Raw genomic sequence first — 330 nt, forward strand, 5'->3', positions numbered from 1 at the left:
CGCGGAGGGGCTGACCGTGGCTGACGCCGCCACCGGCACGTCGGAGCCGGCGGACCCGCTCGCCGCGGAGCCGGGCAGCGAGCCGATGGACACGCCGACCGGCGGAACCCCACCTGGAGGTGGCGACGGCGTCGGCGACGTCGAAGACGCTGAATCCCACGCCCCCGGCGGCACGGCGGGGTCGGGCTCCGATCCCGGAACGGACGCGTTCGATGACGCCTTCGAGGGCTCCCAGTTCGAGAGCGCAGGCGTCGAGGACGAGGCCGATCTCGCGTCGGAGGTGGCCGCGCTCCGGGAGACCGTCGAGACGCAGTCCGCCCGACTCGACCG

The 330-nt window shown here is 75.2% G+C and carries 1 pseudogene; it reads left to right on the top strand.

Features of this window, described 5'->3' with window-relative positions:
• Positions 1-16: 16 nt before the first annotated feature.
• Positions 17-330: pseudogene (locus ABD345_RS40065) on the top strand (hypothetical protein); the annotation flags it as partial.

It is taken from the genome of Kitasatospora saccharophila, assembly GCF_039529925.1.
In the GTDB taxonomy this organism is placed as follows: domain Bacteria; phylum Actinomycetota; class Actinomycetes; order Streptomycetales; family Streptomycetaceae; genus Kitasatospora; species Kitasatospora saccharophila.